Origin of the sequence: Rhodoferax sp. (assembly GCF_010365055.1) — a bacterium.
Lineage (GTDB): Bacteria > Pseudomonadota > Gammaproteobacteria > Burkholderiales > Burkholderiaceae_C > Rhodoferax.
This window is the reverse complement of record NZ_JAAFHA010000061.1, coordinates 1-24,302: the sequence shown is the minus strand read 5'-3', so window position 1 is coordinate 24,302 and position 24,302 is coordinate 1. Positions and strand designations below refer to the sequence as shown.

Genomic DNA, 24,302 nt, shown 5'->3' with positions numbered 1-24,302 from the left:
CGGTGGCGCACAAGCTGGCGGCGCTGGGGCTGGGCGAGAAGAAAACCACCTGGCGCCTGCGCGACTGGGGCGTGAGCCGCCAGCGCTACTGGGGCACGCCGATCCCCATCATCCACTGCCCCGAACACGGCGCCGTGCCGGTGCCCGAAAAAGATTTGCCGGTGGTGCTGCCACTGGACTGCGTGCCCGACGGCTCGGGCAATCCGTTGCACAAGCATGAAGGCTTTCACGCCGGTGTCGTCTGCCCCATCTGCGGCGTGGCGGCGCGGCGCGAGACCGACACCATGGACACCTTTGTCGACAGTTCGTGGTACTTCATGCGCTACTGCGACCCGAAGAATGAGCAGGCGATGGTCGGCGCGGGTGCAGCTTACTGGATGCCGATGGACCAGTACATCGGTGGCATCGAGCACGCCATCCTGCACCTGCTGTATGCGCGCTTCTGGACCAAGGTCATGCGCGACCTCGGTCTGGTCAAGGTCGATGAACCGTTCACCAAGCTGCTGACGCAAGGCATGGTGCTCAACCATATTTACTCGCGCAAAACCGCCAACGGTGCCAAGGACTATTTCTGGCCGAACGATGTTGAAAACGTGTCCGATGAGGCCGGCAAGGTGGTGTCGGCCCGGTTGAAAGTCGCTGTCGGTGACTTGCCCGCTGGCACGCTGATCGACTACGAGGGCATCGGCACCATGTCCAAGTCGAAGAACAACGGCGTTGACCCGCAGGACCTGATCGAAAAATACGGCGCCGACACCGCGCGCCTGTACACCATGTTCACTGCGCCGCCCGAGGCCACGCTGGAGTGGAACGACGCGGCGGTCGAAGGCAGCTACCGCTTCCTGCGCCGGGTCTGGAACTTTGGCGTCAAATTGTCTACTATAGATATGATAGCTGCTGACGCAAGCACGACGGGGGCTGTGAACCTAAATGATATAAATTTCAGCAAGGAAGCGAAAGTCCTGCGGCTGGAAATCCACACCGTGCTGAAGCAGGTGGATTACGACTACCAGCGCATGCAGTACAACACCGTGGTGTCCGGCGCGATGAAGATGATCAATGCGCTGGAGAACTTCAAAGCCACCGACTCAAGCGGTGCGCAAGTGGCGCTGATCGAGGGCTTTGGCATCTTGTTGCGCTGCCTGTACCCGGCCACCCCCCACATCACGCATAACCTGTGGCAGGACCTGGGTTATGCCGGCACCCTGGGCGAGCTGCTCGATGCGCCCTGGCCCCAGGTGGATGAATCGGCGCTGCTCCGGGATGAGATTGAACTGATGCTGCAAATCAACGGCAAACTCAGAGGTGCCATTGTGGTGTCGGCGGGTGCCTCCAAGGTCGAGATCGAGCTGGCGGCCATGGAGAGCGAGGTGTATCGCAAGCTGGCCAACGGGGCGACGCCCAAGAAGGTCATCGTGGTGCCGGGGCGGCTGGTGAATCTGGTGGTTTGAGGCAATCCCTATGAAACGTCGTTCTGTTGTCGCGTTGCTCGCTCAAGCCGGTCTGGCCAGCGTCCTGCTTGGAGGCTGCGGGTTCAAGCTGCGCGGTGCGCAAACCTACACCTTTCAGACCCTGGCCATCATGCCCAATCCGGGTGGCCCGCTGGCGCTTGAGTTGCGCCGTGCACTTGGCAACTCGGTGCGGGTGCTGGCGCCTGATGAGCCGCTCACTCAGGCCCAGGTGGTGCTCGACATCCTGCAGGAGCAGCATGAAAAGACCGTGGTCGGGCTCAGCAGCGCCGGCCAGGTGCGCGAGTTTCAACTGCGCATCCGCGTGAAGTTTCGGGTCCGCAACGGCCAGGGGGATGAACTGATGCCGGTGGCCGAAATCGTGCAGAGGCGCGATATGAGCTTCAGTGAATCGGCCGTGCTGGCCAAAGAAGCCGAAGAAGTGCTGCTGTACCGCGACATGCAGTCCGACCTCGTGCACCAGTTGACGCGCCGTCTGGCCGCCATCAAATAGCTGTGCGAAATCGTCAGAACTTGTGCGCTAGAGCGCCGCGACGCCAAGCGAGCCAGCGCGGTCCGCGGCAGCGTCCATAACCATGCAACTCGCCGCGCATCAACTCCCCAACCATCTGCAGAAGGGCCTGAAAAGCCTGTACACCGTGCATGGCGACGAGCCGCTGCTGGTGCAGGAGGCGGTTGACACCCTTCGCGCGTTCGCCCGCACCCAGGGCTTTACCGAGCGCAGCGCGCACACGGTGGCCGGTGCTCATTTCGACTGGAGCGAGGTGCTGGCGGCGGGCGGTTCGCTGAGCTTGTTTGCGGACAAGCAGATCGTCGAGTTGCGCATTCCGTCGGGCAAACCCGGCAAGGAGGGCGCCGCAGCGCTGCAACAGCTGGCCGAACAGTCGCGCGGCAATGAGTCCACCCTGACCCTGGTCATGCTGCCGCGGCTCGACAAGCTGGGCAAAAGCAGCGCCTGGTTTGGCGCGCTGGAGAGTTTTGGCATCACGCTGGCGGTGGAGCCGGTGGAGCGCAATGCCTTGCCGGCCTGGATTGCGCAGCGCCTGGCGCTGCAAGGGCAGCGGGTGGCGGCCGGCGAGGACGGTCAGCACACCTTGCAGTTTTTTGCCGACCGGGTGGAAGGCAATTTGCTGGCCGCGCATCAGGAAATCCAGAAACTGGCCCTGTTGTATCCGCCTGGCGAACTGACGTTTGACCAGATCGAGAGCGCGGTGCTCAACGTGGCGCGCTACGACGTGTTCAAGCTGTCGGAAGCCGTGCTCTCGGGCCAGCTCATTCGCGTGCAACGCATGCTGGACGGCCTGCAGGCCGAGGGTGAGGCGGCGGTGCTGGTGCATTACACCTTGGCCGAGGACATCCGCGCCTTGAAACGCGTCAAAGATGCCATGAATCGGGGCAGTCCGCTGCCGATGGCCTTGCGTGAGCAGCGCGTGTGGGGCACGCGCGAGCGTTTGTTTGAACGTGTGCTGCCGCGCCTGAGCGATGCGGCGCTGGCGGCCTTGCTGCAGGCGGCGCACCAGGTTGACGGCGTGGTCAAAGGCCTCAAGTCGCCCGACTGGCCGACGCAGCCTTGGGCGGCACTGCAACAGCTGGCCTTTGATGTCTGCCGCGAATGCGCCCGCGCGCCGGGCAAGCGTTAAGCCTCTGCCGGCCCATCAGCGAATCCGCTGTGGCCGTGTGCGGCAGGAATTTCCCTGCCGATCCAAGGGGTGATGATTCGCCTGGCGCTGAATTTTCACATCCGCCAGGCAGTCCGTTTTTCGGGGGCAACATCAGGTTCGGACCGAGCGGTCGGTGACTCTGCCAAAATGCAGCCATGTCACCCACGCCGATCGAACCGCACGTCATCGAGGATGCCGGCCTGTGTCATGTTGACCGGCACCGGTTGGGATCGCCCGCTTGACGCCCGAATCTGAGCCAAGAAAAAAGCACATGAATTCCCTCAATATCACCGACTACGCCAATGCGCTTGGTTTTAGGGCAAAACAGGCTTCGGCCCTGATGGCGCGGGCGAATACAGCTATTAAAAATGCAGCGCTTCGCAGACTCGCCGCGCTGTTGCGCGCCAATGTGGATGCGCTGCAGCTTGACAACGCCAAGGACGTTGAGCGCGCCGTGGCTGCCGGGCTGGCCGCCCCGATGGTGGACAGGCTGAAATTGAGCCCTCAGGTGATCGAGACCTGCGCCCAGGGCTGCGAACAGCTGGCCAACATGACGGACATCATTGGTGAGATCACGGCCCTGCGCCAGCAGCCCAGTGGCATCCGCGTTGGGCAGATGCGGGTGCCGATCGGGGTTTTTGGCATGATCTTTGAGAGCCGACCCAACGTGACGATTGAGGCCGCCAGCCTGTCGATCAAGAGCGGCAACGCCTGCATCTTGCGGGGCGGCTCCGAGGCGATCGAGTCGAACAAGGCGCTGTCCCAATTGGTGCAACAAGCCCTGCTTGAGAGCGGCCTGCCGGCCGATGCCGTGCAACTGGTGCAAACCACCGACCGCGCCGTGGTGGGTCAGTTGATCACCATGCCGCAGTATGTGGATGTGATCATCCCGCGTGGCGGCAAGGGCTTGATCGAGCGCATCAGCCGCGACGCCAAAGTGCCGGTGATCAAGCACCTGGATGGCAACTGCCACACCTACGTGGACGACCCGTGCGACATCGCCATGGCGGTCAAAGTGGCCGACAACGCCAAGACCAACAAATACAGCCCGTGCAACGCGACCGAGAGCCTGCTGGTGGCGCGCTCCGTGGCCGCCGAGTTCTTGCCCCTCATTGGCGCGGTCTACGCCGCCAAAGGAGTGGAGATGCGCTGCGACCCCGAGGCGCTCGCCATATTCAAGGAAAATGAGCCTCTAGCCCCCGTGGATACAAGCTATACAGCTATAAATTCAGAAGTAACACTGAAGCCGGCCCTGGTGTTGGCACAAGAGTCGGACTGGTTCGAGGAATACCTGGCCCCGATCATCAGCATCAAGGTGGTGGCCGGTGTCGACGAGGCCATTGCCCACATCAACCGCTATTCCAGTCACCACACCGACGCCATCCTGACGCGCGATCACATGCATGCCCAGGCGTTTCTGCGCGAGGTCGATTCCGCCAGCGTCATGGTCAACACCAGCACCCGTTTTGCTGACGGCTTTGAATACGGCCTGGGCGCCGAGATTGGCATCAGCACCGACAAGTTTCACGCCCGTGGCCCGGTCGGCCTTGAAGGACTGACTTCGCTCAAGTACGTGGTGCTGGGCGACGGCGAATTACGCACCTAAACTCGCCGGCGCGCCTGCCTTCGGGCGACAATCTCGCTGGCACCCCCTTCAGAGGAGACATCTTATGCGTCATGCCTTGCACCGCCAAATCACCTGCGCCGGCACCCTGTTGCTGGCGCTGGCGTGGCCGTTGGGGGCGAATGCCAGCGCCCAACTGGCGCTCGACCAGGGTTGCTACAGCTGCCATGGCGCCAATTTGCGGGCGGAAGCGCCGAGTTTTGAGCGGCTGGCGCAGAAATTGGCCAACTACAAGGGCGACGCGGCGGCACAGAAAGAATTTGTTGATAAATATCGCGCCGGTGAGATGTTTGGACACATTGACGCGCACGAGCGCTTAAGCTCCAACTCCGCCAAGGCACTGGTGCACTGGCTGGCTGAAGGCGCGCACTGAATCGCGCTGACCGTAACGTCGCGACTGTTGGGTTATTGAGTCAGGCTCAAGCTCTAAAATTGTGACCCTTAAGTAATAAAAAAAGACCGTATGGTTCCAAATCTCGTCACTGCACTTACCGGCCCGATCAACGAACTGGAGCAGCGTGTGCTCGACTCCATGCCGGCCATCGAGCGCTGGTTCCGGCTTGAGTGGATGGAGCACACGCCGCCGTTCTACAGCTCGGTGGATGTGCGCAATGCCGGCTTCAAGCTGGCGCCGGTGGACACGAATTTGTTCCCGTCCGGCTGGAATCACCTGACCGCCGAGATGCTGCCACTGGCGGTGCAGGCCGCCATGGCCGCGATCGAGAAAATCTGCCCGGAGGCGCGCAACCTGCTGGTGATTCCCGAGAACCAGGCCAGCAACACCAGTTACCTGGCCAGTCTGTCGCAGTTGCAGCGGATTTTTAACATGGCCGGCCTGAATGTGCGCCTCGGCTCGATTGATCCTGCCATCAAGAAAACAACGACGCTGGCCTTGCCCAATGGCGAATCGATCACGCTGGAGCCCGTCATCCGTGGCAAGCGCCGCCTGGGCGTGAAAGATTTTGACCCGTGCACCATTTTGCTCAACAACGACCTGAGTGCGGGTGTGCCCGGTATTCTGGAAGAGATTTACGAGCAATATGTATTGCCGCCCTTGCATGCCGGTTGGACCACCCGGCGCAAAAGCACCCACTTCAAGTGTTATGAAGAGGTGGCCAAGCGCATGGGCAAGCTGTTGGGGATTGACCCGTGGCTGATCAACCCCTTGTTTGAAAAATGCGGCGAAGTCAATCTGGCCCAGGGTGTCGGCATGGAATGCCTGAGCGCCCAGGTTGACGTCCTGCTCAGCAAAATTCGTCGTAAGTACAAGGAATACGGCATCAAGGAAAAGCCGTTTGTGGTCGTCAAGGCTGATAACGCCGCCCACGGCATGGGCATCCTGACCGTGCGCGATGCCAAAGAACTGCCCGCGTTGAGTCTGATTTCACCAAAGCACGCCAGCGGCACACGCGGTGCCCAGGTGCCGCACGACATCCTGATCCAGGAAGGCGTGCTGACCAAGGAGCGCATGAACGACGCGGTCGCCGAGCCCGTGGTCTACATGATGGACCGCTACGTGGTCGGCGGCTTTTACCGCATCCATGCCGGTCAAGGCGCCGATGAAGACTTGAGCGCGCCGGGCGCCGATTTCGTCCCCTTGGCGTTTGAGCACAGCACCCACATGCCACAGCCTGGCGTGCGCCCCGGGGCCAGCGCCCCAAACCGCTTTTACATGTACGGCGTGGTGGGGCGTCTGGCGATGCTGGCCGCCAGCTATGAGCTTGAAGCGACCGATCCCGAGGCCGAGGTCTACGACTAAGCGCAACCCGTGGCAGCCACCAAATCCTCCCTTTCGGCGCTGACGCTGGGCGCCATCGGCGTTGTTTATGGCGACATCGGCACCAGTGTGTTGTATGCGGTCAAAGAGGTATTTGGCTCTGGCCATGTGCCCTTCACGCCTGACAACGTCTATGGCGTCTTGTCGATCTTCTTCTGGACCCTGACCGTCATCGTGTCGCTCAAGTATGTCACGCTGGTGTTGCGGGCCGATAACAACGGTGAGGGCGGCCTGATTGCGATGCTGGCGCTGGCGTCGCAATCGGTCAAAGACAAGCCCGCGCTGCGCAAGGTGCTGCTGCTGGTGGGTATTTTTGGTACCTGTCTGTTTTATGGCGACGGTGTCATCACGCCGGCGATCTCGGTGCTGTCGGCGGTCGAGGGTCTTGAGGTGGTGTCGCCCGCCTTCAAGAAATACGTGATCCCGCTCACGCTGATCATTTTGTTTGGCCTGTTTTGGGTGCAAAAACGCGGCACCGCAGGCATCGGCAAGTTTTTTGGCCCGTTGACCGTGCTCTGGTTCGTCTGCATTGCCGTCTTGGGCGTGGTGCAAATTGTCACCCACCCCAGCATTTTGTGGGCCGTCAGCCCGCACTACGCGCTGGGCTTCATCTGGCGCCAGCCCGGTATCACTTTCATCATTCTGGGCGCGGTGGTGTTGTGCGTGACCGGCGCCGAGGCGCTTTATGCCGATCTCGGGCATTTCGGCAAGAAGCCGATCCGACTGGCTTGGTTTGCCGTCGTCATGCCCGCGCTGGTACTCAACTACTTTGGCCAGGGCGCCCTGTTGCTGAACAACCCGGCCGCCGTGACCAACCCGTTTTTTCTGATGGCACCCGAATGGGCCTTGTTGCCGCTGGTTGGCCTGGCCACGCTGGCAACCGTGATTGCGTCGCAGGCGCTGATCTCCGGCGCCTTCTCGATCACCAAGCAGGTGATTCAGCTCGGTTACCTGCCACGCCTAAAGATCATGCACACCAGCGTCAAGGAAACCGGGCAGATCTACCTGCCGTTTGTCAACTGGGGCCTGTTTGTGACCATCGTGCTGGCGGTGATGATCTTCAAGTCCTCAAGCAATCTGGCGGGGGCTTATGGCATTGCGGTCTGCACCGACATGCTGATCACCACCATCTTGACTTATTTTGTGATTCGGTACAGTTGGAAACTTCCCTTGGCGCTGTGTATTGGCGCGACCAGTTTCTTCTTTGTGGTCGACTTTGCGTTCTGGGCCTCCAACCTGCTCAAACTGTTCGCGGGCGGCTGGTTCCCGCTGCTCATTGGCGGCGCCATTTTCATCCTCATGATCACCTGGAAAGACGGCAGGCGCCTGCTCAACGACAAATTGCGTGCGGACGCGATTGACCTGGGCAGTTTTCTAGAAGCGGTGTTTGTCAGTCCGCCCTTGCGGGTGGAAGGCTCTGCCGTGTTCCTGACCGCCGAGGCGGGCACGGTGCCCAACGCCATGCTTCACAACCTCAAGCACAACAAGGTGTTGCACGCCAATAACCTGTTTGTCACGGTGCGCAACCACGAAGTGCCTTGGATCGGCTTGGCCAAACGACTCGAGATCGAATCCCTGGGGCACGATTGCTGGCAGGTCATCATCAACTACGGTTTCAAGAATGATCCCAACATTCCCTGGGCACTGCAACACATGAAAGGCAGGGGTTGCGATCTCAATCCCATGAGCACCAGTTATTTTCTGTCGCGCGACACCATCGTGCCGACCATTGGCAGTGGCATGTCGCATTGGCGCGAGAAGCTGTTTGCGCAGATGCACCACAATGCCAGCGGCGCCGCCGATTTCTTGCGCCTGCCCAATAATGCGGTGGTCGAGCTGGGCTCGAAGATTGAAATCTGAGACTTTGCGGGACAGACCGCCGTTACACGAAGTGAACAAGCTCTGTCCCCAACTGATCAAGGGTGTTTTTGCGGGACAGACCACAGCTACACGAAGTGAGCCAGCTCTGTCCCCAACCAATCAAGAGTGTTTTTGCGGGACAGACCGTAGTTACACGAAGTGAATAAGCTCTGTCCCCAACCAATCAAGTAGCCCATGAACCTTCTTTTCATCACCGATCCGCTTGAAACCTTCAAGATTTACAAGGACACCACCTTTGCCATGATGCGCGAGGCGCAAAAGCGCGGCCACACCGTGGCAGCCTGTGAGCCGCAGGACCTGATGTGGCAGCGCGGCGTACGGGTCACCGCGCATGTGCGCGATATTGCGCTGACCGGGCAGCCCGATGCGTGGTTTGAGGTCAGTCAGTCGCGCGCTGTGGCTTTGAGGGACTTCGATGCGATCCTGATGCGCAAAGACCCGCCCTTTGATTCCGAGTTTTTCTACGCCACGCACCTGCTGGAACAGGCCGAGCGCGAAGGCGCCCGCGTGTTCAACAAGCCGGGCGCGCTGCGTGACCACCCGGAAAAACTCGCCATCATGGAGTTCCCGCAGTTCATTGGGCCCACACTGGTCACACGCGATGAGGCCGACATCAAGCGTTTCCACGCCGAGCACCAGGACATCATCTTGAAACCCCTCGACGGCATGGGCGGCATGGGTATCTTCCGCGTCGGGCCGGACGGCCTGAACCTGGGGTCGATTACCGAGACGCTGAACCGCCATGGCGCGCAGAGCCTGATGGTTCAGAAGTTTTTGCCCGAGATCGTGGACGGCGACAAGCGCGTGCTGGTCATTGGTGGCAAGCCGGTGCCTTACTGCCTGGCGCGCATCCCGCAAGGCGGCGAAGTGCGGGGCAACCTGGCGGCGGGCGGCAAAGGCGTGGCGCAGCCCTTGAGCGCGCGCGACCGTTTCATTGCCGACTCACTCGGGCCGATTCTGTTTGATCGGGGCTTGCTGCTGATTGGGCTGGACGTGATTGGCGACAGCCTGACCGAGATCAACGTCACCAGCCCGACCTGCTTTCAGGAAATTTTTGACCAGACCGGCTTTGACGTGGCGGCCATGTTCATCGATGCGCTGGAGCAAGCCGCCAGCAACTGACACGCGGGCTTGCAGCTCGACCCGCTGCACTGCGCGATTTCGCCATCGACAAACACCAGCAGTTCGCCGGGCGTCATGGCGACCCAGTCTTCATCGGTTGTCAAGGGCTCGGTGACCACAATGGCCAGCCGGTCCAGCGCGCTGTTGAGGCTGGCCAGGTCCACGCTCACGTCGTCATCTTTCAGGTGGACGGGCTTGAACGGGTGCTGGCGCAGCACGTAATGCAGCTGGGTGCTGGCATGCGCCCACAGGGCCTGGCCGTTGCTCAGCAAAAAATTGAAGGTGCCGTGCCTGGCAATCTGCGGCACCAGCTCGGCCAGCGTGCGGCCCTGTTCTTCAATACTGGGCACGCCAACATGCGACTTGGACAGTTCCTGCAAGAGCCAGCAAAACGCGAGTTCGCTGTCGGTATTTCCGACCGGGCGAAAACTGCCGTGCAGGCTCGGCGCATAGTTTTTCAGGTCGCCATTGTGCGCAAAGACCCAGTAGCGGCCCCATAGCTCGCGCACGAACGGGTGGCAATTCTCCAGTGCCACGGCACCCACCGTGGCCTTGCGCACATGGGCGATGACGTTGTGGCTCTTGATGGGGTAGGTGCGCAGCATCTTGGCAATCGGCGAGCTCGCGGCCCCCTCCTTGTCGACGAAATAACGCACGCCCTTGCCGGGCTGATCCGGCGTGCTGCTCTCGCTTTCAAAGAAGGCAATGCCCCAGCCGTCGCTGTGGTGGGCGGTTGAGCCGCCACGCTGCGAAAAACCGGTGAAGCTCAGCGTTAGACTGGCGGGCAGATGGCTGTTCATTCCGAGCAATTGGCACATGGTCGCAGTTTACTGCGCGCCATGTCAGCTCAAGCATGAGCGCGCCACAGACGAGGAGACATTTTGCATACCAATTTCAATCTTGACGAACACGTGGGGCCGGGCACGCGGCGCAACAAGGTAGTGACGGCGCAGGAGGCCGTTCGGCTGATTCATGACGGCGACACCGTGGCCACCAGCGGGTTCGTCGGCATCGGTTTTGCCGAGGAAATTGCGGTGGCGCTGGAAGCGCGTTTTCTGGAGAACCAGCGTGAAACCGGTGTCGGCGTGCCGGGCCAGTTGACGCTGGTCTACGCGGCCGGTCAGGGCGACGGCCAGAGCCGCGGCCTGAACCACTTCGGCCATGCCGGCATGGTGCGCCGCGTGGTGGGTGGCCATTGGGGCCTGGTGCCGGCACTGCAAAAATTGGCAGTCGACAACGCGATTGAGGCCTACAACCTGCCGCAGGGCGTGATTTCCCATTTGTTTCGTGACATTGCCGCGGGCAAGCCCGGCACGCTCACCCACGTCGGACTCGACACCTTTGTCGATCCGCGCTTTGGCGGTGGCAAGATCAACGCCCGCACCACCGAGGAACTGGTGCGCTTGATGGAGATTGATGGCCGCGAGTATCTTTTTTACAAGGCCTTTCCGATCTCGGTGGGCATCATCCGCGCCACCACCGCCGACCCCGATGGCAACCTCAGCATGGAGCGCGAAGCGCTCACGCTCGAATCGCTGGCGATTGCCATGGCGGCGCGCAATTCGGGCGGCATCGTGATTGCCCAGGTCGAGCGCCTGGCCGAGCGCGGCACCCTGCATCCGCGCCAGGTGAGGGTGCCCGGCGTGCTGGTTGATGCGGTGGTGGTGGCGACCGACCCGGCGCACCACATGCAAACCTTCTCCGAGCAGTACAACCCGGCCTATTCCGGTGAAATCCGGGTGCCGATGGACACGCTGGCGCCTTTGCCTTTGAGCGTGCGCAAGGTGATCGCCCGGCGCGCCGCGCTGGAGCTGCGACCCAACAATGTGGTGAACCTGGGTATTGGCATGCCCGAAGGCGTGGCGGACGTGGCCGCTGAAGAAAAAGTGATCGACCTGATGACGCTCACCGCCGAGCCCGGTGTCATCGGCGGCATTCCGGCCAGCGGCATGAGTTTTGGCGCGGCGGTCAACACCCAGGCGGTGATTGACCAGCCCAACCAGTTTGATTTTTACGATGGCGGCGGCCTGGACATCGCGGTTCTGGGACTGGCGCAGGCAGACGCCCAGGGCAATCTGAACGTCAGCAAGTTCGGGCCCCGGTTGGCCGGTGCCGGTGGCTTCATCAACATCAGCCAGAACGCCAAGACCGTGGTCTTTGTCGGCACCTTCACCGCCGGCGATCTTGACGTGCGCGTGGAGAACGGGCGCTTGCGGCTGCTGCTTGAGGGCACGACGCGCAAGTTCGTGCAAACGGTAGAGCACCGCACTTTCAGCGGGCGTGAAGCGTGCCGGCGCAATCAAAGGGTGCTGTATGTGACCGAGCGTTGCGTCTTTCAGCTGACTGGTGATGGCCACAGTGGGGCGTTGGAGCTGATCGAAATTGCGCCCGGCATGGACCTGGAGCGCGACGTGCTCGCGCAGATGGATTTCATGCCCCTCATCAGTCACCAGCTCAAATTGATGGACGCCGCCTTGTTCACCGAGGGACTGATCGGCCTGCGTGAACGCCTGCTCGCCACCCCGTTGGCGCAGCGATTTGAGTTGGACCTGGCGCACCGCGTGCTGTTCATCAATTGCGAAGGGCTCGCCATCGACGCCCTGTCCGACATTGCCGAGGTCGAGCGCATGGTGACCGGGCTTTTGGCCCCGGTGGTGAGCAGCCCGGCTGAGCGCGTGGCGGTGGTGGTCAATTACGACAGCTTCACGATTCTGCCCACCTTGGTGGACGCCTACTCGGCCATGGTCAAGCGCTTGACCGCGCGCTTTTACAGTCGGGTCACACGTTACGGCACCGGTGGCTTCCTGAAAGCACGACTCGATTGGGACAAGTGAGCGAAATAGACCATGACCCCCAAGCCAAAGCGCTGAAGGGCGTGATCCTGTGCGCCGACGATTTTGCGGTGAACGCCAGCGCCTCTTTGGGCATTGCCAAGCTCGCCGCCCTGGGCCGCCTCAGCGCGACCAGTGTGATGGTGCTGTCGCCGCGCTGGCCGCAGGACGTGAGCTTGCTGCAAGACCTGCGTGGTCGCATCGACGTCGGTTTGCATCTGGACTGGACCAGCGACTTTGCTGTTGCCGCCGGGCATGGCCTGTCGCTGGCCGCGGCCATGCTCAGGGCGGCGCTCGGTGGTTTTGACGCGACAGCGGCCCGCGTTGTCATCGAGCGCCAGTTGGATGCCTTTGAAGCCCAATGGCAGGCGCCGCCCGACTACGTCGATGGCCACCAGCATGTGCAGCAATTCGCCGGCATTCGCCAGGCGCTGGTACAGGTCTTGAGTCACCGCTACGGCAGCGGTGCACCGGGTGGTGATTACAGCGCTGCGGCAGTTCAGGGCGCTCAGAGAGTCGCGATGCCCTACTTGCGCATTTCGCGTCCGCCCAAGGGTACGCTCGATTTCAAAGGCCGGGTGATCGCGGCGATGGGGGCGAATGCTCTTGAAAATATAGCTGCTGAAGTCCATTTGACGAGGGCTACAGCCTTATTAGGCATCTATGATTTCGCGGGCGGCCAGCGTCGCTATGGCCAGCTCATGCAGGGCTGGCTGCGCGTCGCGCCGTCCGGCAGCATCATCATGTGCCATCCGGCGCAAGCCGCCGAGCCCGACGACCCCATTGGCGTGGCACGGGCCGAGGAGTTCGCCTACCTCAGTGGCCCGGACTTCGCCCAAGCGCTGGCGCAGGCCGGTGTGCAACTGGTGCGCGGTCTCGTGGCGCTACCGGGCGGTGAGCGCAGACCTGCCCGCTAGAATCCGCCGGTGATCAAATCCCTGACTGAACGACAAAAATCCTGGCTCACCCTGGCCGGCCTGTGGCTGCTGCTCTTGCTGATGTCCGCGATGCGGCCGCTGGCGGTGCCCGACGAGGGCCGCTACGGTGAGGTGGGTCGCTGGATGCTGCAAAGCGGCGACTGGCTGACACCGCGCCTCAATGGCCTGCCCTTCTTCCACAAGCCACCGCTGCTCGACTGGCTGCAGATGGTGTCGCTGGCGACCTTTGGCGTCAACGAACTCGCGCTGCGGCTGGTGCCAGCCTTGCACGCGGGCTTGATGCTGGTGGCGCTGTACCTGGCGGCACGCACCATCAGCACCGAGACCATCGCCCGGCGCGCGGTGCTGATGTTGGGCACCAGCCTGAGCTTTCTGGTCGGCGGCCAGTATGTGAACCACGACATGCTGGTGGCCACCTGGATCGGGCTGGCGATCTGGTGTTTTGCCTTTGCCTTTATGGCAGGTAGCAGACCCAATGCCCTGCTTGCGCGGCTCGGTTTTGCCGCCTGTGCCTTCGGGCTGCTCAGCAAAGGCTTGATCGGCATCGCCCTGCCAGGCCTGGTGCTGGTCGTCTGGCTGCTCTGGACGCGCCAATTCAAAAAGATTCTGTACCTGCCCTGGCTCAGTGGCCTGAGCCTGTTTGCCCTGATCGCCTTGCCCTGGTTTGTGCTGGCGCAGCAGAAGTACCCTGGGTTGTTTGACTACATGTTCATTGGTCAACAGTTCAACCGCTACACCGCCACAACTTACAACAACCCGGAACCTTGGTGGTTCTACTTGCTGGCGTTGGTGTTGCTGTTCTTTCCCTGGGTCTTTTTCTCGCTGAACCAATGGCGTCGGCAGGTTGGCGTGCCAGTGTCAGCCGCTGCGGCCACACCTTTGTCAAGCGCGTGGTGGAGACTGTGCTGGGTCTGGGTCATCGCCATCGTCTTCTTCTTCTCGATACCGCATTCCAAGATCGTGGGCTATGCGTTGCCGGTGGTGCCGCCACTGGCGCTGTTGGCAGCGCTGGGCTGGGAGCGTGCCATGGCGCACCGCGCACGCGCCGGCCAGGTATTCATTGGCCTGTGCCTGCTCAACATTGGCATCGCGCTGGTGTTGATGGCCAAAGTGGGGGATTTGACCCTCACCAGTCGCGCGCAGGACGTGGCGCAGGTGCTGGCCTGTGCCGCCCGGCCAACCGACACTGTTTATGTGTCAGGCAAGTACCCTTACGACCTGCCGTTTTATGCGCAGACCAGCCGACCCCTCGTGGTACTGGAGGACTGGCCCGCGCTGCGCCAGCGCGCCGGGGACGGCTGGCAGCGCGAGCTGTTTGAAGGCGCTGACTTTGACGCGCAGGCGGCCCAGGTCTTGCAGTCACCCGAGGCGCTGGCGCCTGCCGGTGCCGCGGTGGGCAACTGGTTTGTGGCGCAAAAGGGCAACAAGATGGCCGAGGGCCTGACCGGCTGGAAGCTGTTTTACCAAGGCGCGGGCTGGGTGCTGTACCAGTCCGGCCATCCGCTAACGGCGGAAAGCCCAGAAGCGGCTGAGCACAAAGGTCTGCCCGGCTGCAAACACTAGCGCGACGAACAGGGCCAGCAGCGCGGGCCAGCCCAGCGTACGCAGCAACAGCATAAAGATGATTTCGTTGCTGACAAAACCCGCCAGGGCGGTCACTGCAAAGCGGCCCAGACTGGTGCTGACGCTCGTGGCGGCATCCTTGAAGCTCAGCAGCCGGTGGCCGGCAAAGCTGACAAAAAAGGCAACGCAAAAACCCAGTGCATTGGCCAACTCGGGCCACATGTGATCTTGAGCCAGCGCAAACACCGCCATGTGCGTGAGCGCGGCGCTGCCCCCGACTGCCAGAAACCAAAAGGTGGACGCGCTCAAAGCAGGGAAGACTGTTGCAGGATCAAGGGCGCAGTGCCCGCCTGCGGCGCATACAAGGGCTCGGTCAGACCAGTGCCCGAGCGCTGGCTGATGAGATACGGCGGGCGCTGCTTGACCTCTTCGTAGATGCGACCCACATATTCCGCCAGTATGCCAATGCACAGCAGCTGGATGCCACTGAAAAACATCATGCCGACCACAATCGTGGCGTAGCCCGGCACGTCAATGCCCTCAATAAAGTATTCCCCCACCACCCAGCAGCCGTAGCCCAGGGCGATGAATGAGAGCACCAGACCGGCGACCGTCAAGGCGCGTAAGGGGGCAATGGAAAACGCCAGAATACCGGTCAGCGCCAGCGAGAGTGAGCCGCGCAGGCCAAAGTTGCTCTTGCCGTCGGCGCGCGGCAACGGCTGGTAGTCGATGGCGGTGCTGTTGAAACCGACCCAGGCGTACAAGCCTTTCATGAAGCGGTTGCGCTCAGGCAGGCTTTTCAGGGCATCCACCACCTGGCGGTCCATCAGCCGGAAGTCGCCCGCGTTCGCCGGAATTTTCACCCGGTTGCCGAAATTGACCATTTTGTAGAACAACCCGGTCAGGCTGACCTGCAGGACAGACTGGTCGTCACGTGTCTTTCGCACCGCGTACACCACGTCCGCGCCCTCTTGCCACTTTTTCAACATGTCGGGCAGCAGTGCCACCGGATGTTGGCCATCGGCATCCATCAACACCACCACGTCGCCCTGCGCGGCGTCTATGCCCGCCGTCAACGCGGGCTCCTTGCCAAAGTTGCGCGACAGCTTGAGGTAAACAATTTCCGGGTGAATGGCGCACAGTGCCTGCATGACCAGGGTGGTGTCGTCGCGGCTGCCGTCGTCGACCACGACCAGTTCAACGCGTTGGCTCAGGATGGAGAGAGTCGCCAGAATTTGCGGCAGCACGGTGCCAAGGTTGCCCGCCTCATTAAAGGCGGGGATGACGCAAGAGATCGAGGGAGACGGGTTGGAGCGGGACATCATGACCGCATCATGCCAAAAGAAAACCCCGCTTCGGAGAAACCCGCGGGGTTTTTTTGTGTGCCACGTGCGGCCATCCTTGCGTCGGCCCGTGCATCCGTGCAGATAGGTCCTTGTCCCCCCGTAAAATGAAAGCATGTTGTCTGTAAAAATTGAATTGCTCGATGTCCTGCGCCAGGCGCTGGAAAAATTATCCGCGGGTGCCGGGTCCAAGGCCGTCTTTGAATCGCCCAAGGTCGCCGCCCATGGCGACTTGGCCACGACCGCTGCCATGCAGCTGGCGAAACCACTCAAGCTCAATCCGCGTCAGCTGGCGCAAACCCTGCGCACCGAGTTGCTGGCGGCGCTGGCGTTTGCACGCTGGGTCGAGGCGGTGGACATCGCCGGCCCCGGCTTCATCAATATCAAGCTCAAGCCCGAGGCCAAGCAGCAAACCGTGCGCGCGGTGTTGTCACAGGGCCCGCAGTTTGGCAGCCAACCCGGCACGGGCAAGCGCATGCTGGTGGAGTTTGTCTCGGCCAACCCGACCGGCCCGCTGCATGTGGGCCACGGCCGTCAGGCTGCCTTGGGTGACGCCATCTGCAACCTGTTCCAGACCCAGGGCTGGGAGGTTTACCGCGAGTTCTATTACAACGACGCCGGCGTGCAGATTGGCACCCTGGCCAGCAGCACGCAACTGCGTGCCCGGGGCTTCAAACCGGGCGACGCTGCGTGGCCCAGCGGCGAGAACGCCGCTGCCTACAACGGCGACTACATCGCCGACATCGCCGCTGACTACCTGGCCAAAAAGACGGTGCAGTCAGACGACCGCGAATTCACCGCCGCGGGCGATATTGAGGCGCTGGACGACATCCGGCTGTTCGCCGTGGCTTATTTGCGCCGCGAGCAGGACCTGGACCTCAAGGCCTTTGGCGTCCAGTTTGACAACTATTACCTGGAATCCAGCCTGTACCTCAGTGGCCGGGTCGATGCGGTCGTCAAGAGGTTGATGGAAGCCGGCAAGACCTTCGAGCACGACGGCGCCTTGTGGCTTAAAACCACCGAGTATGGCGACGACAAGGACCGCGTCATGCGCAAGGGCGACGGCAGCTATACCTACTTTGTGCCCGATGTGGCCTACCACATCACCAAGTGGGAGCGCGGCTTTGAGAAGGTGGTCAACATCCAGGGCACCGACCACCACGGCACCATCGCCCGCGTGCGCGCCGGGCTGCAGGCCGCCAATGTGGGCATCCCGCAAGGCTACCCCGACTATGTGTTGCACACGATGGTGCGGGTGGTCAAGGGTGGCGAAGAGGTCAAAATCTCCAAGCGCGCCGGCAGCTATGTGACGCTGCGCGACCTGATCGAGTGGACCAGCAAAGATGCGGTGCGCTTCTTCTTGCTCAGCCGCAAGCCCGACACCGAGTACACCTTCGATGTCGACCTGGCGGTGGCCAAGAACAACGACAACCCGGTGTATTACGTGCAGTACGCACATGCCCGGATCTGCTCGGTGCTGACGGCCTGGGGCGGCGATGTGGCCAGCCTGCAACAAGCCGACCTGAGCCCGCTGCAAAGCCCGCAGGCGCTGGCGCTGCTGCTGCTGCTGGCTAAGTACCCCGAGATGCTGACGGCGGCCGCCTTTGACTTTGCGCCGCACGACGTCACGTTTTACCTGCGGGAACTGGCTGCCTGCTACCACAGCTACTATGATGCCGAGCGCATTCTGGTGGACGACGAGCTCGTCAAGTGTGCCCGTTTGGCGCTGGTCGCCGCGACCGCGCAGGTGCTGCACAATGGCCTGGCGGTGCTGGGCGTGAGTGCCCCGCAAAAAATGTGAATCAATAGTCTTGGGGGCAGACCTTCAGCTCTGTCCTCAACTGAAACCGTCAACTTGCGGGACAGACCTTCAGCTCTGTCCCCAACAAATTAGATAAGGCAATGCATGAAACAACAACGCGGTGGAACCATTTTGGGCTTCATCATTGGAGTCGTGGTGGGTCTCGGGGCCGCACTGGCGGTGGCGGTTTACGTCACCAAGGTGCCGATTCCGTTCCTCAACAAGGGCCAAAATCGCTCGGTGGATCAAGACGCGGTGGAGTCCGAACGCAACAAAAACTGGGACCCCAACGCCCCCTTGTACGGCAAGAACCCGGCCAAACCGGCCGAACCTGCAGCGCCTGCCAGTCCCGGCGCCGCAGCGGGCACGGATACCGGCGCTGTGCCAGCGCCGACTGGCAAAAGCGCGGAGCAAAAGCCCGCGGTGTCGGCCGATCCCCTGGGTGATCTGGCCCAGGCGCGCGCGGCTGGCGCGGTGGCTGACCCGTTCTCCTATTTTGTGCAAATCGGCGCTTTTCGCACCGCAGAAGACGCTGAAAGCCAGCGCGCCAAGCTGTCCCTCGGCGGCGTGCAAGCTAAAGTGAGCGAGCGTGAGCAGTCAGGCCGGACCGTGTATCGGGTGCGCGTCGGCCCCTTCGGCAAAAAAGAAGAGGCCGGCCAGACCAAGGAAAAACTCGATGCCGCCGGGTACGAAACCGCGCTGGTGCGAGTGGCGCGCTAGCGCTTTTCCGTCGCAGCGGTGAACTATTGCCGATCCGCCCGGTCCTACTTTTTTTTATTGGAGTGTTCAAAAATGAAGCGTCGTGATTTTTCTCTGGGCTGTGGCGCGGTGCTGGCCGCGAGCGCGCTGGTGTTGCCAACAGCACAGGCTCAGACGACCGTACCGGCCCAAGTGCAGGGCAAAAAACCCGAACCGGGCACGGACTACCTGAAGTTGGATAAACCCGCTGCCGTCGAGGCGCCGGCCGGCAAAATCGAAGTTGTTGAATTCTTCTGGTACAGCTGCTCCCATTGCAGTGCCTTTGAGCCGACTTTTGACGCCTGGAGCAAGCGCGTGCCCAAGGATGTAGTGGTGCGACGCGTGCCGGTTGCCTTTCGCGACGATTTCGCACCGCAGCAGCGCCTGTTTTACGCCCTGGAAGCGATGGGTTTGGTCGATCAACTGCACCGAAAAGTGTTTGCCGCCATCCATGGGGAAAAGCAAAGCCTGGCCACGGGCGACGCCATCGTCGATTGGGTTGCCAAACAGGGTGTGGACAAAGCCAAATTCCTGGAGCATTTCAAATCGTTCTCGGTCTCAACCAAGACCGGCCGTGCCACCCAGCTGCAAAACGCCTACAAGGTCGAGGGTGTCCCGGCGCTGGGCGTGGGCGGGCGTTTTTACACCGATGGCTCACTCGCCAAGAGCATGGGGCGCTCGCTGGAAGTGGTGGAGTTCTTGATTGGGCAGGTTCGCAGCGGTCGATGACTCAGGCGGCCTGCTTGCCAGGCTGTCGCGCAAGAGCCGGGCGTCGGAACGTCTCCATCATGGCATCCATCGTCGGCACTGCCGACGATGAACGATCTTGCTGGTATTGATTTCCCATCGACTGATGGGCGGCAGCCGGGTGAGCCCTGGCTCTGATCGTTACAATGAAAAGACAAGAATTTAATGCAAGATTCATGCCTTTATGAAACCATCACTTTCCACTTTGCTTCTGTCCGCGGCCCTGGCCTTGTTCAGCGGAGGGGCCTGCGCTGAACAAGCCGACCGCAACAAGCCCATGAATGTGGAAGCCGATGCCTTGCGCTATGACGACGCCAAAAAAACCAGCGTCTTTACTGGGCGGGTTGTATTGACCAAGGGCTCGATTCTGATACGCGGGGCCCGCATTGAAGTTCGCCAGGACCCCGACGGCAACCAGTATGGCGTGGTCACCGCCGAGCCCGGCAAGCTCGCGTCTTTTCGCCAGAAGCGTGAGGGGCTGGATGAATTTATCGAAGGCCAGGGCGAGAGCATTGAATACGACAGCCGCGCCAACACCGTGAAATTCATCAGGCAAGCTCAGTTGCGCCGCTACTTGGGCGCGACGATGAACGACGAGATGAGCGGAAATGTGATTGTTTATAACAACAGCACCGATGTGTTCACCATCGATGGTGGCGTGGCACAGGGAGCACCCAGCGCGACAGGCGGGCGGGTGCGTGCCATGCTGACGCCCAAACCGGATGCCGCGGCCGCGACACCACCCGCCCCGGCGGCTTCTGCGCCCGCTGCGGCGCTGCGCGCCACCACGACGCTGGACGGGGAAAAAAAGTGATGCCAGGCGCCTTGGTCAGCCAGGGGCCGTTGCGCAGCGATGGCGTCAGATGTGAGAGCCGCCTCGAGGTCAGCCACCTGCAAAAGTTCTACGGCAGTCGCAAGGCGGTCAAGGATGTGTCGCTGGTGGTCTGCAAGGGCGAGGTGGTCGGCTTGCTGGGCCCCAACGGCGCGGGTAAAACGACATCGTTTTACATGATCGTCGGCTTGGTGCATGCCAGCGCTGGTGACATCAAGATTGATGGCCAGTCGGTGGAGCATCTGCCGATTCACCGCCGGGCCCGCTTGGGCTTGAGCTACCTGCCGCAGGAAGCCTCGATTTTTCGCAAGCTCAATGTCGAAGACAACGTGCGGGCCGTGCTGGAATTGCAGCTTGACGAAGCGGGCCAGCCGCTGCGCAAGGCTGAAATTGAGAAACGCCTGACCGCGTTGTTGCAGGATTTGCGCGTGGAGCACCTGCGGCAGACCCCGGCGTTGGCGCTGTCCGGCGGTGAGCGCCGGCGGGTCGAGATTGCGCGGGCACTGGCCACGCAGCCGCGTTTCATTCTGCTGGACGAGCCGTTTGCGGGGATCGACCCGATTGCGGTGATCGAGATCCAGCGCATCATCAGTTTTCTCAAAAACCGCGGCATCGGGGTGTTGATCACTGACCACAACGTGCGCGAAACGCTGGGCATTTGCGACCACGCCTACATCATCAGCGATGGCAGTGTGCTGGCCCAGGGCACCCCAGCCGAGATCGTCAACGATGCCGAAGTGCGCCGGGTGTATCTCGGTGAGCACTTCAAAATGTAGCCATGGCCCCCACGCTCGTCACTACGTGTACGTCGCTGCCCCCCGAGGGGGCTGGGTCTCCTTGGGGCGGCCCGGCGGTGACCCAATGAAGCAAGGCCTGTCCCTTCGGGTGTCGCAGCATCTGGCGCTGACGCCGCAGTTGCAGCAGTCGATCCGGCTGCTGCAACTCTCCACGTTGGAACTCAGCGCGGAGGTCGATCAGATGCTCGATGAGAACCCGTTTCTGGAAGTCAACGCCGATGTGCCGGTGCGGGAAGAGTTCGGACTGGCGCAGGCGGATACACCGGTCCGGGGTGACGATCTGGATGCGGATTACTCATCAAAGTCGATAGCAGACTATTCAGTAGATACGGGGGCTACAGCCGATAATGATCAAAATGTTTCGCCACTCTCGGCGGATGATGCGCAAAGTTGGGAGGGCGATGGCAGCGCCTCCATGGCGCCCGACGACAGCGAATGGGGCGGTGACGCCAAAGCCCACAGCAACAACCTGAACGGCGAGGACGCCGCCGATGTGACCGAGCTGGCGCGCACCCAGGAGTCGCTGCAAAGCCACCTGCATGCGCAGGCGCTGGCCTTGCGCCTGAGTCCTGAAGACCGCGCCGCCTTGCAGTTCCTGATCGAGTCGCTCAATGACGAGGGTTATCTGGAAGACACGCTGACCTCACTCGCCGAGGGACTCGCCGCTGGCGATGAGGCGCAGGTGGAGCAGCTGGTTCATCATTTCACGGTCGCCTTGGGGCTGTTGCAGAGTCTGGAGCCGGCGGGCGTGGGCGCGCGCGATCTGGCGGAGTGCCTGAGTCTGCAACTGCGCGCGCTCTTGCAACTGGGGCATGCGGACCCGGCGCGCAACGCCGCCGTGCGTGTCGCCCTGCGCATTTGTGCGCAACCCATGGACCTGCTGGCCCGACGTGACGTCAAGCGCTTGACGCTGCTATGCGAAGCATCGGACGCTGCCGTGCGCGAAGCGATTGCGCTGATTGCGCGTCTGGAGCCCAAGCCGGGGCGGCGCTTTGTCAATGTCGAGCGCAACATCGTGGTGCCCGATGTGCTGGTGATTCAGGTCGGCCAGGGCACCCAAGCCAAATTTCAGGTGCGCCTGAACACCGAGGTGATGCCGCGCCTGCGCGTGCACGACATCTACGCCAATGCCCTCAAGCAGCACAAGGGCGGCGGCAGTGACGCGTCCAGCTACGCCGCCCTGCAGCAGCGCCTGCAGGAGGCGCGCTGGTTCATCAAGAACATTCAGCAGCGCTTTGACACCATCCTGCGCGTCAGCACCGCCATCGTCGAGCGGCAAAAGAGCTTCTTCCTGCATGGCGAACTCGCCATGCGCCCGTTGGTGCTGCGCGAGATTGCAGAAGAGCTCGGTCTGCACGAGTCCACCATCAGCCGGGTGACCACCGCCAAGTACATGGCGACGCCGCAGGGCACCTTCGAGCTCAAGCATTTCTTTGGCTCTGGCTTGGGTACCGAGTCCGGCGGCAACGCGTCGAGCACGGCGGTGCGGGCCTTGATCAAACAATTTATCAGCGCCGAGAGTACCGCCAAGCCGCTCAGTGACAACCAGTTATCCGAGATGCTCAAAGAGCAGGGCATTGAATGTGCCCGTCGCACCGTCGCCAAATACCGCGAGGGGCTGCGCATTGCCCCCGCCAGCCTTAGAAAGGCATTGTGAGACCTTGCGGGACTGACCGCAGCTACGCGGAGCGAGCTTGTATCTGTCCTCAACTATCCTGAAACCTTGCGGGACAGACCGCAGTTACGCGAAGCGAACAAGCTCTGTCCTCAACTGACTAGAAAGACGCCGTGAATCAATTGCAACTCTTTTTGCCCTGCGCCGCTGGTGTGGAGGACTACCTGGCCCCCGAAGTGCTGCGCATCACCGGCCTGCCGCCGGGCTGCGTGACCAAGCAGCGCGGCGGCGTGGCGGTGCGCACATCGCTTAGCGATGCGATGCTGCTCAATCTGCACAGCCGCCTGGCGCAGCGCGTGCTGGTGCTGCTGTCCTTCACCGAGTACCGCAACGAGCAGGATCTGTACCGCGCCGCCAGCGAAGTGCCCTGGGAGCGCTGGTTCACGCCGCGGGAAAGCATCAAGGTGGAGGTGACGGCGCAGCACAGCCCATTGACCAGCCTCAACTTTGCCGCGCTCAAGGTCAAGGACGCGGTGTGCGACCGTTTCCGCGTCACGGCAGGCGGCGTGCGCCCGGATGTCAACACCCAGTGGCCCGATGTGCGCATCTACACGCACCTGAGCACCGACAGTTGCTCGCTCTACATCGACACCTCGGGCGAGCCGCTGTTCAAACGCGGCTGGCGCGAAGACAAGGGCGATGCGCCCCTGAAAGAAACCTTGGCCGCCGCCATGCTCGCCGCCAGTGGCTGGGCGGACGGCGACGAAGACCTGCTGCCGCTGTACGACCCCTGCTGCGGTAGCGGCACGATCGTGATCGAAGCGGCGCAGATCGCCTGCAATATCGCGCCCGGCTCGCTGCGCCGTTTTGCCTTTGAGAAGTATTTGCCGTTTCAGCGCCCGGTCTGGGATGCTATTAAAAAAGAAGCTAAAGAGTTAGAGGTGACGATGGCTCCAGGCCAAAAACCTATTATTTTCGGCAGTGACGTGGCGCACCGCATGGTCGACTTTGCCCAGCGCAATGCCCAGCGCGCTGGTGTGGCCGACGTGATCGAGTTTCGCGGTGGCGACGCCCTGCAACGCCTGCCGCCGATCGATCGCCCCGGCGTGATGCTGCTCAATCCGCCGTACGGCGAACGCATAGAGGTCGCCGGCGTGGCCAAAGGGGCGCGCCACGCGGGCGCTCAGCTCGAGGACGAAGATGCCGAAGTGGGCCGTTTTGGCGCGCGCGAGCTGCCGCAAACGCCCGAGGGCGGCGAATTCTTCAGCCAGCTGGCCAGCCATTGGAAGAAGAACTACCCCGGCTGGAGCGCCTGGATCCTGACGCCCGACCTGAAACTGCCCGGCAAGATGCGCCTCAAAGAATCGCGCCGCGTGCCAATGTGGAACGGCCCGATCGAATGCCGCCTGTTCCGTTTTGACATGGTGAAGGGCTCGGCGCGCACGACATGATCGTCTTGGACACCAACATCGTGCTCGATGCCTTCGTCTTCAATGACCCGGCCACGCAGCCGCTCAAGCTGGCGCTGGCCGCCAAAAAAATCCAGTGGATTGCCACCAAAGC

General features: G+C 61.9%; 21 protein-coding genes. 18 read left to right on the top strand and 3 right to left on the bottom strand.

Going from position 1 to position 24,302, the window contains the following annotated elements; all coding sequences use genetic code 11:
• The 8 genes from GZ093_RS13760 to gshB form a co-directional block, all read left to right on the top strand.
• A partial coding sequence (locus GZ093_RS13760) for a class I tRNA ligase family protein (RefSeq protein ID WP_296486799.1) occupies positions 1-1,451 on the top strand: 1,451 nt, incomplete at its 5' end.
• Between the two features lie 10 nt (positions 1,452-1,461).
• On the top strand, positions 1,462-1,962 hold the full coding sequence (gene lptE, locus GZ093_RS13755; RefSeq protein ID WP_296486797.1) for an LPS assembly lipoprotein LptE: 501 nt from the start codon (positions 1,462-1,464) through the stop codon (positions 1,960-1,962).
• A gap of 82 nt (positions 1,963-2,044) precedes the next feature.
• The gene (holA, locus tag GZ093_RS13750) at positions 2,045-3,109 is read left to right on the top strand and encodes a DNA polymerase III subunit delta (protein ID WP_296486794.1); all 1,065 of its coding nucleotides are present in this window, start codon (positions 2,045-2,047) and stop codon (positions 3,107-3,109) included.
• Between the two features lie 292 nt (positions 3,110-3,401).
• On the top strand, positions 3,402-4,736 hold the full coding sequence (locus GZ093_RS13745; protein ID WP_296486792.1) for a glutamate-5-semialdehyde dehydrogenase: 1,335 nt from the start codon (positions 3,402-3,404) through the stop codon (positions 4,734-4,736).
• Between the two features lie 64 nt (positions 4,737-4,800).
• Complete coding sequence (locus GZ093_RS13740) at positions 4,801-5,127, top strand: c-type cytochrome (RefSeq protein ID WP_296486790.1); 327 nt, start codon at positions 4,801-4,803, stop codon at positions 5,125-5,127.
• Between the two features lie 90 nt (positions 5,128-5,217).
• A complete protein-coding gene (gene gshA, locus GZ093_RS13735; RefSeq protein WP_296486789.1) occupies positions 5,218-6,513 on the top strand; it encodes a glutamate--cysteine ligase in 1,296 nt (431 codons plus the stop codon).
• Between the two features lie 9 nt (positions 6,514-6,522).
• Positions 6,523-8,391: a potassium transporter Kup gene (locus GZ093_RS13730; protein WP_296486787.1), complete on the top strand. Its 1,869-nt coding sequence runs from the start codon at positions 6,523-6,525 to the stop codon at positions 8,389-8,391.
• Between the two features lie 195 nt (positions 8,392-8,586).
• Positions 8,587-9,534, top strand: a complete 948-nt coding sequence (gene gshB, locus GZ093_RS13725; RefSeq protein ID WP_296486786.1) for a glutathione synthase — start codon at positions 8,587-8,589, stop codon at positions 9,532-9,534.
• On the opposite strand, the gene GZ093_RS13720 is transcribed toward gshB, so the two are convergent.
• The gene (locus tag GZ093_RS13720) at positions 9,456-10,352 is read right to left on the bottom strand and encodes a class II glutamine amidotransferase (RefSeq protein WP_296486784.1); all 897 of its coding nucleotides are present in this window, start codon (positions 10,350-10,352) and stop codon (positions 9,456-9,458) included. The genes gshB and GZ093_RS13720 overlap by 79 nt on opposite strands.
• Before the next feature lie 63 nt (positions 10,353-10,415).
• Between GZ093_RS13720 and GZ093_RS13715 the strand changes: the two genes are divergently transcribed.
• The 3 genes from GZ093_RS13715 to GZ093_RS13705 are packed head-to-tail and all read left to right on the top strand — an operon-like array spanning position 10,416 to position 14,866.
• Complete coding sequence (locus tag GZ093_RS13715; protein WP_296486782.1) at positions 10,416-12,368, top strand: acyl CoA:acetate/3-ketoacid CoA transferase; 1,953 nt, start codon at positions 10,416-10,418, stop codon at positions 12,366-12,368.
• The gene (locus GZ093_RS13710; protein WP_296486781.1) at positions 12,365-13,282 is read left to right on the top strand and encodes a ChbG/HpnK family deacetylase; all 918 of its coding nucleotides are present in this window, start codon (positions 12,365-12,367) and stop codon (positions 13,280-13,282) included. Before GZ093_RS13715 ends, GZ093_RS13710 begins: the two co-directional genes overlap by 4 nt.
• 9 nt (positions 13,283-13,291) lie before the next feature.
• Positions 13,292-14,866 carry a glycosyltransferase family 39 protein gene (locus GZ093_RS13705; protein WP_296486779.1) on the top strand — a complete coding sequence of 525 codons (1,575 nt, stop codon included), beginning with the start codon at positions 13,292-13,294 and terminating at the stop codon, positions 14,864-14,866.
• On the opposite strand, the gene GZ093_RS13700 is transcribed toward GZ093_RS13705, so the two are convergent.
• Both GZ093_RS13700 and GZ093_RS13695 read right to left on the bottom strand, forming a co-directional pair.
• The gene (locus GZ093_RS13700) at positions 14,807-15,175 is read right to left on the bottom strand and encodes a GtrA family protein (RefSeq protein ID WP_296486777.1); all 369 of its coding nucleotides are present in this window, start codon (positions 15,173-15,175) and stop codon (positions 14,807-14,809) included. The two genes, GZ093_RS13705 and GZ093_RS13700, sit on opposite strands and share 60 nt — an antisense overlap.
• Positions 15,172-16,191, bottom strand: coding sequence for a glycosyltransferase family 2 protein (locus tag GZ093_RS13695; RefSeq protein ID WP_296486775.1), 1,020 nt, complete (start codon positions 16,189-16,191; stop codon positions 15,172-15,174). The genes GZ093_RS13700 and GZ093_RS13695 overlap by 4 nt, the downstream gene beginning before the upstream one ends.
• A gap of 133 nt (positions 16,192-16,324) precedes the next feature.
• Here GZ093_RS13695 and argS point away from each other — a divergent pair, with 133 nt between their 5' ends.
• The 7 genes from argS to GZ093_RS13660 all read left to right on the top strand — a co-directional run bounded on the left by argS (position 16,325) and on the right by GZ093_RS13660 (position 24,190).
• Positions 16,325-18,010, top strand: a complete 1,686-nt coding sequence (gene argS, locus GZ093_RS13690; protein ID WP_296486773.1) for an arginine--tRNA ligase — start codon at positions 16,325-16,327, stop codon at positions 18,008-18,010.
• Between the two features lie 105 nt (positions 18,011-18,115).
• Complete coding sequence (locus GZ093_RS13685; protein ID WP_296486771.1) at positions 18,116-18,730, top strand: SPOR domain-containing protein; 615 nt, start codon at positions 18,116-18,118, stop codon at positions 18,728-18,730.
• Positions 18,731-18,802: 72 nt separating this feature from the next.
• Positions 18,803-19,477, top strand: a complete 675-nt coding sequence (locus GZ093_RS13680) for a thiol:disulfide interchange protein DsbA/DsbL (RefSeq protein WP_296486770.1) — start codon at positions 18,803-18,805, stop codon at positions 19,475-19,477.
• A 202-nt stretch (positions 19,478-19,679) separates the two neighbouring features.
• Complete coding sequence (lptA, locus tag GZ093_RS13675; protein ID WP_296486768.1) at positions 19,680-20,309, top strand: lipopolysaccharide transport periplasmic protein LptA; 630 nt, start codon at positions 19,680-19,682, stop codon at positions 20,307-20,309.
• A complete protein-coding gene (lptB, locus tag GZ093_RS13670; RefSeq protein ID WP_296486766.1) occupies positions 20,309-21,103 on the top strand; it encodes an LPS export ABC transporter ATP-binding protein in 795 nt (264 codons plus the stop codon). The genes lptA and lptB overlap by 1 nt, the downstream gene beginning before the upstream one ends.
• A gap of 85 nt (positions 21,104-21,188) precedes the next feature.
• Positions 21,189-22,781, top strand: coding sequence for an RNA polymerase factor sigma-54 (gene rpoN, locus GZ093_RS13665; RefSeq protein WP_296486764.1), 1,593 nt, complete (start codon positions 21,189-21,191; stop codon positions 22,779-22,781).
• A gap of 131 nt (positions 22,782-22,912) precedes the next feature.
• Positions 22,913-24,190: a class I SAM-dependent RNA methyltransferase gene (locus tag GZ093_RS13660; RefSeq protein WP_296486762.1), complete on the top strand. Its 1,278-nt coding sequence runs from the start codon at positions 22,913-22,915 to the stop codon at positions 24,188-24,190.
• Positions 24,191-24,302 lie beyond the last annotated feature (112 nt).

Bases quoted from the DNA above. Each gene is read 5' to 3' on its own strand.
- lptE (WP_296486797.1), top strand. From the start codon at position 1,462: ATGAAACGTCGTTCTGTTGTCGCGTTGCTCGCTCAAGCCGGTCTGGCC.
- holA (WP_296486794.1), top strand. From the start codon at position 2,045: ATGCAACTCGCCGCGCATCAACTCCCCAACCATCTGCAGAAGGGCCTG.
- GZ093_RS13745 (WP_296486792.1), top strand. From the start codon at position 3,402: ATGAATTCCCTCAATATCACCGACTACGCCAATGCGCTTGGTTTTAGG.
- GZ093_RS13740 (WP_296486790.1), top strand. From the start codon at position 4,801: ATGCGTCATGCCTTGCACCGCCAAATCACCTGCGCCGGCACCCTGTTG.
- gshA (WP_296486789.1), top strand. From the start codon at position 5,218: ATGGTTCCAAATCTCGTCACTGCACTTACCGGCCCGATCAACGAACTG.
- gshB (WP_296486786.1), top strand. From the start codon at position 8,587: ATGAACCTTCTTTTCATCACCGATCCGCTTGAAACCTTCAAGATTTAC.
- GZ093_RS13720 (WP_296486784.1), bottom strand. From the start codon at position 10,352: ATGTGCCAATTGCTCGGAATGAACAGCCATCTGCCCGCCAGTCTAACG.
- GZ093_RS13695 (WP_296486775.1), bottom strand. From the start codon at position 16,191: ATGATGTCCCGCTCCAACCCGTCTCCCTCGATCTCTTGCGTCATCCCC.
- argS (WP_296486773.1), top strand. From the start codon at position 16,325: ATGTTGTCTGTAAAAATTGAATTGCTCGATGTCCTGCGCCAGGCGCTG.
- GZ093_RS13685 (WP_296486771.1), top strand. From the start codon at position 18,116: ATGAAACAACAACGCGGTGGAACCATTTTGGGCTTCATCATTGGAGTC.
- GZ093_RS13680 (WP_296486770.1), top strand. From the start codon at position 18,803: ATGAAGCGTCGTGATTTTTCTCTGGGCTGTGGCGCGGTGCTGGCCGCG.
- lptA (WP_296486768.1), top strand. From the start codon at position 19,680: ATGAAACCATCACTTTCCACTTTGCTTCTGTCCGCGGCCCTGGCCTTG.
- lptB (WP_296486766.1), top strand. From the start codon at position 20,309: ATGCCAGGCGCCTTGGTCAGCCAGGGGCCGTTGCGCAGCGATGGCGTC.
- rpoN (WP_296486764.1), top strand. From the start codon at position 21,189: ATGAAGCAAGGCCTGTCCCTTCGGGTGTCGCAGCATCTGGCGCTGACG.